8 protein-coding genes, 1 other RNA gene and 1 pseudogene are annotated in these 9473 nt (G+C 57.7%); 3 read left to right on the top strand and 7 right to left on the bottom strand.

What is annotated here, in order from left to right; genetic code table 11:
• The 4 genes and pseudogenes from NV64_RS22105 to sufA all read right to left on the bottom strand — a co-directional run.
• Positions 1-321, bottom strand: a pseudogene (locus NV64_RS22105) (FeS cluster assembly protein SufD); the annotation flags it as partial.
• Positions 296-1042 carry a Fe-S cluster assembly ATPase SufC gene (gene sufC, locus NV64_RS22100; RefSeq protein ID WP_056241730.1) on the bottom strand — a complete coding sequence of 249 codons (747 nt, stop codon included), beginning with the start codon at positions 1040-1042 and terminating at the stop codon, positions 296-298. The gene sufC and the pseudogene NV64_RS22105, both read right to left, overlap by 26 nt.
• Positions 1043-1111: 69 nt before the next feature.
• Positions 1112-2605: a Fe-S cluster assembly protein SufB gene (gene sufB, locus NV64_RS22095; RefSeq protein ID WP_056241734.1), complete on the bottom strand. Its 1494-nt coding sequence runs from the start codon at positions 2603-2605 to the stop codon at positions 1112-1114.
• Positions 2606-2610: 5 nt separating this feature from the next.
• Complete coding sequence (gene sufA, locus NV64_RS22090) at positions 2611-2985, bottom strand: Fe-S cluster assembly scaffold SufA (RefSeq protein ID WP_056241737.1); 375 nt, start codon at positions 2983-2985, stop codon at positions 2611-2613.
• A 390-nt stretch (positions 2986-3375) separates the two neighbouring features.
• On the opposite strand from sufA, the gene NV64_RS22085 reads away from it, so the two are divergent.
• On the top strand, positions 3376-3780 hold the full coding sequence (locus NV64_RS22085; protein ID WP_056241739.1) for a hypothetical protein: 405 nt from the start codon (positions 3376-3378) through the stop codon (positions 3778-3780).
• 54 nt (positions 3781-3834) lie between these two features.
• On the opposite strand, the gene NV64_RS22080 is transcribed toward NV64_RS22085, so the two are convergent.
• Entirely contained in the window at positions 3835-4254 is a 420-nt protein-coding gene (locus NV64_RS22080) for a hotdog fold thioesterase (protein WP_101506797.1), read from the bottom strand.
• A complete protein-coding gene (locus NV64_RS22075) occupies positions 4254-7307 on the bottom strand; it encodes an FAD-binding and (Fe-S)-binding domain-containing protein (RefSeq protein ID WP_101506796.1) in 3054 nt (1017 codons plus the stop codon). Before NV64_RS22075 ends, NV64_RS22080 begins: the two co-directional genes overlap by 1 nt.
• 305 nt (positions 7308-7612) lie before the next feature.
• Between NV64_RS22075 and ydiK the strand changes: the two genes are divergently transcribed.
• The gene (gene ydiK, locus NV64_RS22070; RefSeq protein WP_056241753.1) at positions 7613-8740 is read left to right on the top strand and encodes an AI-2E family transporter YdiK; all 1128 of its coding nucleotides are present in this window, start codon (positions 7613-7615) and stop codon (positions 8738-8740) included.
• Between the two features lie 260 nt (positions 8741-9000).
• Positions 9001-9105: antisense sRNA RprA (gene rprA, locus NV64_RS22065), an RNA gene on the top strand.
• 212 nt (positions 9106-9317) lie between these two features.
• Here rprA and NV64_RS24535 read toward each other — a convergent pair.
• A partial coding sequence (locus NV64_RS24535; RefSeq protein ID WP_369878928.1) for a T6SS immunity protein Tli4 family protein occupies positions 9318-9473 on the bottom strand: 156 nt, incomplete at its 5' end.

Raw genomic sequence — 9473 nt, 5'->3', positions numbered from 1 at the left:
GAACAGATCGTGATCGCTGTCGCTCAGTTCAGCCACAAAACGGCCGTCAACAAACACCAGGCGCACCGCGTCAATCGCCAGCGCGTGCTGCTGCACCGTCTCAGCGTTGAGCACTGCGCTCTGCGGCAGCACGAACTGGTGGTTTAACAGCGCGTCCAGCGGAGTGTATTTCCAGTCTTCATGCTTGCGCGTCGGCAGGCCAACGCGCAGCAGCTGCTGCCAGTGCTGCTGTGCCTGCAGCGAGCGGCCTTCACCCTGAGTTTCAAACAGGTGATGCCACTGCTGCAGCGCGTTATCACTCCTGGTCGGTAAGCCAGCCATAGCCTTGCTCCTCCAGCTGTTTCACCAGTGAGAAATCACCGGACTTAACGATTTTGCCCTGATACAGCACGTGCACGAAGTCCGGCTTGATATAGTCCAGAATACGCTGATAGTGGGTAACGATAATGAACGAGCGCTTGCCGTCACGCAGGCTGTTGACGCCGTTGGCGACGATTTTCAGCGCATCGATATCCAGACCGGAGTCGGTCTCATCGAGGATGCACAGATCCGGCTCCAGCGCCGCCATCTGCAGAATGTCATTACGCTTTTTCTCACCACCTGAGAAGCCGACGTTAACTGAACGGGTCAGCAGGTCTTCCGGCATTTTGAGCAGGTCGATCTTCTCTTCAATAAAGTCCTGAAAATCGAAGCGGTCCAGCGCTTCCTGTTCACGGTACTTACGCACGGCATTAACAGAGGTTTGCAGGAAGAACTGATTGCTGACGCCAGGGATTTCAACCGGGTACTGGAAGGCCATAAAGATGCCTTCACCGGCGCGCTCTTCCGGGTCCAGTTCCAGCAGGTCTTTGCCTTTAAACTCGACGGAACCGCCGGTCACTTCGTAGTCTTCACGGCCGGCCAGCGTGGCAGACAGGGTGCTTTTCCCGGAACCGTTCGGGCCCATGATGGCGTGCACTTCCCCGGGTTTAATCTCCAGATTCAACCCACGCAGGATAGCTTTATCTTCAACGCTAACCTGTAAGTCTTTAATGCTTAACATAAGTTTTCCTTCGCAATGCTTTCCAGCACTGTTGATAGTCGCCGTATCGGGCAATGTTCTTATCGCGGGTTAGCCCACGCTGTGTTCAAGGCTGATCGCCAGCAGTTTCTGCGCTTCCACCGCGAATTCCAGCGGCAGTTCGGAGAACACATCTTTGCAGAAGCCGTTTACGATCATCGAGATCGCATCGTCTTCGCTGATGCCGCGCTGCAGGCAGTAGAACAGCTGATCTTCACCGATGCGTGAGGTGGTCGCTTCATGCTCCAGCTGCGCGCTGTTGTTGCGCACTTCCACGTACGGGAAGGTGTGCGCACCACACTCGGCGCCGATCAGCATCGAGTCGCACTGGGTGAAGTTACGGGCGTTTTCCGCGGTGGGCATGATTTTCACCAGGCCACGATAGGTGTTCTGGCTGGTGCCGGCCGAGATCCCTTTGGAGATAATGGTCGACTTGGTGTTTTTACCGATGTGGATCATCTTGGTGCCGGTATCGGCCTGCTGACGGCCGCTGGTCAGCGCCACCGAGAAGAACTCACCGATCGAGTTGTCACCGCGCAGGATAACGCTCGGGTACTTCCAGGTGATCGCCGAGCCGGTCTCTGACTGGGTCCAGGACATCTTGCTGTTTTCACCTTCACACAGCGCGCGCTTGGTCACAAAGTTAAGAATACCGCCTTCGGAATCGCCGCCGGAGAACCAGTTCTGCACGGTGGAATATTTCACTTCAGCGTCTTTATGGATGATCACTTCCACCACCGCCGCGTGCAGCTGGTAGGTGTCACGCACCGGCGCGGAGCAGCCTTCGATATAGCTGACGTAGCTGCCTTCATCGGCGATCAGGATGGTGCGTTCGAACTGACCGGTCTTCGCCGCGTTAATACGGAAATAGGTCGACAGCTCCATCGGGCAGCGTACGCCTTTCGGAATGTAGACGAAGGTGCCGTCCGAGGCCACGGCGGAGTTCAGTGCGGCAAAGAAGTTGTCGTTGGCCGGCACCACGGTGCCCAGATACTGTTTTACCAGTTCAGGGTGATCGTGAATCGCCTCGCCGAACGAACAGAAGATGATGCCCTCTTTCGCCAGCTTGTCGCGGTAGGTGGTCGACACCGACACCGAGTCAAAAATTGCATCAACGGCAATTTCCTGACCTTCACGCACCGGCACGCCGAGCTGCTTAAACGCCTCTTCCACTTCCTGAGTCAGGTAGTTTGGCGCTTCAGCGCCTGACGCCTGAGTCGCTCCCGGCTCTGACGCGCAGCTGTCATCACAGCTACCGCAGGAAGGCGCTGAATAGTAGCTGTAGTCCTGATAATCGAGTTTTTTATAGTTGGCTTTCAGCCAGTGCGGCTCTTCCATCTCCAGCCAGGCGGCAAACGCCTTCAGGCGGAAATCCAGCATCCACTCAGGTTCGTTACGTTTGGCCGAAATCGCACGTACCACGTCTTCATTAATGCCGTGGGCGAACTCTTCGGTTTGCAGCTGGGTAAAGAAGCCTTCTTTGTAGTTCTGCTGGCTTCCTTCCCACACCTGTACATCGTCAGATGCGTCAGTATTACGAGACATAGAATTTACTCAACGCCAAAGCTCTCACCACAGCCACAGGCGTGTTGAGCTTTAGGATTATTAAATTTGAAAATCTGGTTCAGGCCTTCACGTACAAAATCCACTTCCGTACCGTCGATATACGGCATTGCCTCAAGCGGCACCAGCAGCGTCGCACCGTTGTGCGTGAACGGAATATCGTCCTTCGCTGAGGCTTTCACCATGTCCATGGTGTAGCCGAACCCGGCGCAGCCCGAGGTTTTGACGCCCAGCTTCAGCCCAAGGATCTCGGGATCGCCTGCCGCCAGGCTCAGAATTTGTTTGGCCGCGCTGTCGGTAAGCGTCAGGCCTTTCCAGATAAAGTCATCCGGTGAAAACGATGCAGGATTTGCTGATTGCATATATTACCTCACGATACGATAGCCCTTCGGGCTAGTGCCCCTATGTTAGTGATAACCTGTATCACTTCAACCTCTTGTTTTGCAGGGATAAAGGTTAAAGGGGGTTTTCAGATACCCTTTGGTTAAGTTTAGACCGGGTTCTGCTGCCGGGTAACACCCCGACCGACAACGCGCGATAAAAGATAACCAGTTGAAAACAAGATGTTTATATTTTGTAACTTCGGTACTCTGCTCACCCATCGTCCGCCTGCCGCCGCCTTTCATCCGTTATATCGGTTTCGTCTATTTTTCTGAAAGGCTGCATTTATCGATAAAATTTATTTCAGGTCATTGAATATTGCCGCAGTTATAATATGATAATGATTATCATTAGCGCGACCGGACCCAGCAATGACCGTTTCGATAAGTGCCTGGCTGCAACATAAGATTGATGAGTACAAATTCTCCGTACGTGATATTACCGTCGATTTTTATATGGCGCAGGCCCGGCTAAACCGCCCCGATTGCACCATCGAACAACTGCGCCAGTTTAACGCCACCTGCCTGGACATGGCCGAACTGTGCCAGCTCAACGGTGACGATCACAGCTACCTGCACGCGCTGGGCAAACTGCATCACCGCCTGGTCGCTGAGCTGAGCAACACCCAGCGCGAACGCCTGTTTCGCATGCAAGCCTGGCAGCTGGCGCGCCACTCGTTGTCCCGTTTGTGCCATCAACTGGCGCTCAGCGGCGACTGGGATAAAGCCAGCGAACTGCAAAGCGATTTTGTGAAACGCGCCGCATGGATTATGTAACTGAGACCAGTATACTCCCGGCAGCAGATACGAAAAACCCCGAAATATTCGGGGTTATTTAGCGATCACGGCGGTAGTGAGGCGGGAAGTGCAGCAGAGTTGGTCACGTTCATCAACGATTTCGATCTGCCACACCTGATGGGTGCGGCCGAGGTGCACCGGCCGGCAGCGGCCGCGCACCTCCCCCTCCCGCGCCGACCGCACGTGGTTAGCGTTAATCTCAATCCCCACCACGTGCCGATCGCCGTCGGTGCAGAGATAGCCCGCCATCGATCCCAGCGTTTCGGCCAGCACCACCGACGCGCCGCCGTGCAGCAGCCCGAACGGCTGCTTTGTGCGGCCGTCCACCGGCATCACCGCTTCAATGCTGTCTTCGTGCAGGGCGGTAAAGCGGATACCGATATGTTCCACCATGGTGCCCTTGCTGCGCTGATTCAGCTCTTCCAGCGTGGTTTCACGCCGCCATATGGTCATCAGATTATCTCCAGTAGCGCCTGTAACGGATGGCGCATGCCGTTCCCTTCCGTACGCTTCACCTGGCTGCGGCAGGAGTAGCCGGTGGCCAGGCAGCGCTCGCGCGGGAGCTTGTGCAGCGCCTTCTGCCAGGAAAGCTCGTAGATACCGAGTGAGTTTTCCAGGTTTTTGGTTTCATGGCCGTAGGTGCCGGCCATGCCGCAGCAGCCGACGCTGACGTTCTCCAGCGTAGCGCCAAAGCGGGCAAAGATACTTTCCCATTGTTTGACGGAACCGGGCAGCGCGGTCGACTCGGTACAGTGACCAAACAGATACCACGCCGCGCCCGCCGCCGACGGGGCATTTCGGGCGATATCGGCGTTCTGCAACCATTCGTGGACCAGCTGCACGTGAAACTCGCCGCGCCGGTCGCCCAGCACCTGGCGATACTCATCGCGGTAACAGAGCACCAGCGCCGGATCGACGCCGACCAGAGGCAGGCCGAGCTGCGCCACCCGGTTCAGCATATCGGCGGTCTTCTGCGCGGTACGGGCGAACTGCTGCAGGAAGCCCTTAACGTGCTGCGCCTTACCGTTAGGGGAGAACGGCAGCACCACCGGATGGAAGCCGAGCTTCTCAATCAGCCGCACAAAGTCGGCGATCAGTTGCGCTTCGTAATAGCTGGTAAAGGGATCCTGCACCACCAGCACGTGACGGGCGCGCTGGCCGGCATCCATCGCCTCCAGCTGCTCCAGCGTAGTGCTCAGCGCCGGGGTGCCGGAAAGCTGCTGTTTCAGCGTTGGTGACGAGAGCAACGGCAGATCCACCATACCCAGATGACGCTTGCTCAGCGCCCCGACCCAGCGCTGGCGCAGGAAGAAGTTGAACGTTTTCGGTGCCCGCGCCATCAGCGGCGCATAGCTCTCTACCGTCGCCACCAGATAGTCGCTGGCCGGGCGCAGATAGCGGGTGTGGTAAAGCTGCAGGAAGCGCGAGCGAAAACCGGGCACGTCGATCTTGATCGGGCACTGGGTCGAGCAGGCCTTACAGGCGAGGCAGCCGGACATCGCCTCCTTCACCTCATGCGAAAAGTCATACTCGCCGCGCTTCGCCTGCCAGCTGTTACGGGTGCGCTGGATCAGGCCGCGCAGGCTGACGCCCTTTTTCGGCAACTGCTGCTCCAGCAGCAGCGGATCGACGCCCTGCTCGGCCAGCAGGCGCAGCCACTCCCGCGTCAGCGTGGCGCGCCCCTTCGGCGAGTGCATGCGGTTGCTGGTTATCTTCATTGACGGGCACATCGGGCTGTTCACGTCGAAGTTGAAGCACAGGCCGTTACCGTTACACTCCATCGCGCCGCGCCAGTCGCTGCGCACGGCGATCGGGATCTGACGGTCATACTGGCCGCGGGTCACCGAATCGACCTTGATCATCGGGTCGTCAACCCCCAACGGGGTGCAGATTTTGCCGGGGTTCAGGCGGTTGGCCGGGTCAAACGCCGCCTTAATGCGCCGCAGTTCGCTGTACAGCACCTCGCCAAAGAAGGCAGGACTGTATTCGCCACGCACCCCTTTACCGTGTTCACCCCACAGCAGCCCGCCGTAGCGCGCGGTCAGCGCCACCACCTCGTCGGAGATGCGTTTCATCAGGATCTCCTGCTGCGGGTCACACATATCCAGCGCCGGGCGCACGTGCAGCACGCCGGCGTCGACGTGGCCAAACATGCCGTAGCTGAGGTTGTGGCCGTCCAGCAGCGCACGAAACTCGACGATATAATCCGCCAGGTTCTGCGGAGGCACGCAGGTATCTTCCACAAACGGGATCGGCTTGGCGCTGCCTTTGGCGTTACCGAGCAGCCCTACCGCCTTCTTACGCATGCCGTAGATGCGCTCGATGCCGCCGACATCGTTACACAGCTGATAACCAATCACTCCGCCTTCGCGCAGGGCCATCAGCTCATCCAGACGCGCGCAGAGCGCCGTCACCCGGCCGTTAATCAGCTCAGCGTCGTCGCCGGCAAACTCGACCATATTCAGGCCGAGCATCTCTTTGTCGGGCACGTCGGTGATCAGCTCGCTGACCGAATGCCAGACGATATCTTCACGCGCCAGGTTCAGCACCTTCGAGTCGACGGTTTCCACCGACAGCGCTTTCGCCTCCACCATAAAGGGGGCGTTGCGCAGCGCGGAGTCAAAGGAGTCATACTTGACGTTAACCAGCCGCCGGACCTTCGGGATCGGCGTGATATCCAGCCGCGCTTCGGCGATAAACGCCAGCGTGCCTTCGGCGCCGCAGAGAATGCGGGTCAGGTCGATCTGCTGCAGATCGTCGCTGAGCACGTGGCGCAGATCGTAACCGGTGAGAAAACGGTTAAGTTTGGGGAATTTTTCCAGAATCAGCGTACGCTGCTTACGGCAGCGATCCAGCACCACGCGATAGATGTTGCCTGCCGCACCCGGCTGCTGCGCCAGCTGCCCGGCCTCGGCCACCGGCATCGCACGGGTGTCGAGGATATCGCCGCCCAGCAGCACGGCGCGCAGGCCGAGCACGTGGTCCGAGGTTTTGCCGTAGACCAGCGATCCCTGGCCAGAGGCATCGGTGTTGATCATGCCGCCGAGGGTGGCGCGGTTGCTGGTGGAAAGCTCCGGCGCAAAGAAGAAGCCGTAAGGTTTCAGAAAGGCGTTAAGCTGGTCTTTGACCACCCCGGCCTCGACCCGCACCCAGCGCTCCTGCGGGTTGATCTCGAGGATGCCCTTCATGTGCCGCGACATATCCACCACGATGCCCTGGTTCAGCGACTGGCCGTTGGTGCCGGTACCGCCGCCGCGCGGGGCAAAGGTCAGGCTGGTAAAGCGCGCATCGCCGGCCAGGCGGGCAATCAGCGCCACGTCAGCCGTAGTGCGGGGAAACACCACCGCGTCCGGCAGCATCTGATAGATGCTGTTATCGGTGGACATAATCAGACGATCGGCATAGCTGGTGGCCGTGTCGCCGGTGAAACCGTCCTGCTTCAACGCATCCAAAAAATCAAGCACCAGCTGCACAAGGCCGGGTGCCCGGGAAATCTGTGGGATCATTATCGGGTGACCAAAATGTTATGTGAATCGTTTGCGTCGCTCTGTTACGCAGCAGTTCGTTTTATCATATTTTTTTATGACCTGCCTTTATTTCAAAAAGCGAAACAAAAGAATAACCTGTTGTTTCTGGCTAAAAATCAGGAAATCCGTGATGATTAAGCGGCAGCCTTCAGCGTAACCGTGCAGGCTGCGGGGGATTTTGCCGAATTTTTACAGTCGCTAAAGTACGAAAATAATTGCCGTTGCCCCGGGTCTGTTATCGCCCGGCGGCGGCAGGAAGCCTTTACTGAGGATCGGTCCGCAAGATGAAGAACGTCTACAACGGGTGGGATTTGCCGCAAATCGTGTTTTCGCTGCTGTTTGTCAGCATGCTGATCACCGCGAGCTTCTGGGTGGTACAGCCGTTTATTCTCGGCTTTGCCTGGGCCAGCATGGTGGTGATCGCCACCTGGCCGCTGATGATTAAAATTCAGGGCTGGCTGTGGGGGAGACGCGGGCTGGCGGTGGCGGCGATGACGCTGCTGCTGGTGCTGGTATTCGTTATTCCGATCGCGCTGCTGGTCAACAGCCTGATTGAGAACAGCTCGCCGGTGATTGCCTGGATCAGCGCCGGGCGCATCCAGATGCCCGAACTGCAGTGGCTGAAAGAGATCCCGATGGTCGGCCATAAGCTGTTTTCCGCCTGGCATAACCTGGTAGCGGGCGGCGGCAGCGCCATCATGGCTAAGATCCAGCCCTATATCGGCCGCACCACCGGCTTCTTCTTCGCCCAGGCCGGTCATTTTGGCCGCTTTATGCTGCACCTCGGGCTGATGCTGCTGTTCAGCATTCTGCTCTACTGGCGCGGTGAGCAGGTCGCCCGCGGCATCCGCCACTTCGCCTTCCGCCTCGCCTCACGCCGCGGTGACGCGGCGGTGCTGCTGGCCGGTCAGGCGATCCGCGCGGTGGCGCTGGGCGTGGTGGTAACCGCGCTGGTGCAGGGGGTGCTGGGCGGCATCGGTCTGGCGCTCTCCGGCATTCCTTATGCCACCATTCTGACCGTGCTGATGATCCTCTCCTGCCTGGTGCAGCTGGGGCCGCTGGTGGTGCTGATACCGGCCATTATCTGGCTCTACTGGAGCGGGGATACCACCTGGGGCACGATACTGCTGGTATGGAGCTGCGTGGTCGGCACGCTGGATAACGTGCTGCGGCCGATGCTGATCCGCATGGGTGCCGACTTGCCGATGATCCTGATCCTCTCCGGGGTAATCGGTGGGCTGGTCGCCTTTGGCATGATTGGGCTGTTTATCGGTCCGGTGGTGCTGGCCGTCTCCTACCGCCTGGTGATGGTGTGGGTTAATGAATCCCCCGCGCCGGATGAAGACCCGCAGGCGGTGGTGGAAGAGCTGGCGGAGATCGAGCACGAGCGCCATCAGAACGGTACGCTCTGATTCGACGTTTCGGCCAGCCCCGCTGGCCGAAACATTAATTTACCAAATCTATCCCGCCCCGCGCCACGCCTCAATTTTCTGCCAGATACCTGTAATCCCCCCTTTTCCTGGCCGGTTTTCCGCAGTTGTGGTGATATTTTATTTTTATGACTTACACGCGGGCAAAAAGTGGCCGTCTGCAGGGCGCAAAATATCACTAACGGTAAACTAATAAGATGATTCTTAAAGACGCCAGTTCATCCGTTCCCTAGTATGATTACCAGGTTTGAAATCAAGTTACTGATTTTTAAACAACCTTCCCTGAGTGATGTAACGAATTGCTGTGTGTAGTCTTTGCCCATCCCCTGTGATGGGCTTTTTTTTGTCCGCGATACTGCAAGAAGGGCAATGCGCGCTCCTCCGCAATAAAAAAAGGCCAGCTTGCGCTTAATGCTAAACTGCTAAGGATATAGAATTACCCGCTCAACGAACCCGAACCACCCCACCCTACGCTGCGTTGGTTCATTTCTGGAAAGATGATTACATGCAGCAACAGATGATCTCTGGCAGACCCTTTATATCTGCCCGAACGTTTGGATCAGAATGCATTATGTCTGAGACGGAAAGAACGGGTAATACGGTCCCATATCTCCACCAGTTCGGCATCGCTGTAAGCGGGCGGGGGCAGCGCATGGTTACTTAATGTCAGGTCAAGATTGGGATGTCTGAAGTCCGCTGTTTTTTCATTGGCGAC

It is taken from the genome of Erwinia sp. B116 (assembly GCF_002865965.1).
In the GTDB taxonomy this organism is placed as follows: Bacteria; Pseudomonadota; Gammaproteobacteria; order Enterobacterales; family Enterobacteriaceae; genus Erwinia.
The sequence above is the reverse complement of the archived record's forward strand: the minus strand, read 5'-3'. Positions and strand labels throughout refer to the sequence as shown.

Coding starts and splice junctions, on each gene's coding strand:
- sufC (WP_056241730.1), bottom strand. CDS start 1,042: ATGTTAAGCATTAAAGACTTACAGGTTAGCGTTGAAGATAAAGCTATC.
- sufB (WP_056241734.1), bottom strand. CDS start 2,605: ATGTCTCGTAATACTGACGCATCTGACGATGTACAGGTGTGGGAAGGA.
- sufA (WP_056241737.1), bottom strand. CDS start 2,985: ATGCAATCAGCAAATCCTGCATCGTTTTCACCGGATGACTTTATCTGG.
- NV64_RS22085 (WP_056241739.1), top strand. CDS start 3,376: ATGACCGTTTCGATAAGTGCCTGGCTGCAACATAAGATTGATGAGTAC.
- NV64_RS22080 (WP_101506797.1), bottom strand. CDS start 4,254: ATGACCATATGGCGGCGTGAAACCACGCTGGAAGAGCTGAATCAGCGC.
- NV64_RS22075 (WP_101506796.1), bottom strand. CDS start 7,307: ATGATCCCACAGATTTCCCGGGCACCCGGCCTTGTGCAGCTGGTGCTT.
- ydiK (WP_056241753.1), top strand. CDS start 7,613: ATGAAGAACGTCTACAACGGGTGGGATTTGCCGCAAATCGTGTTTTCG.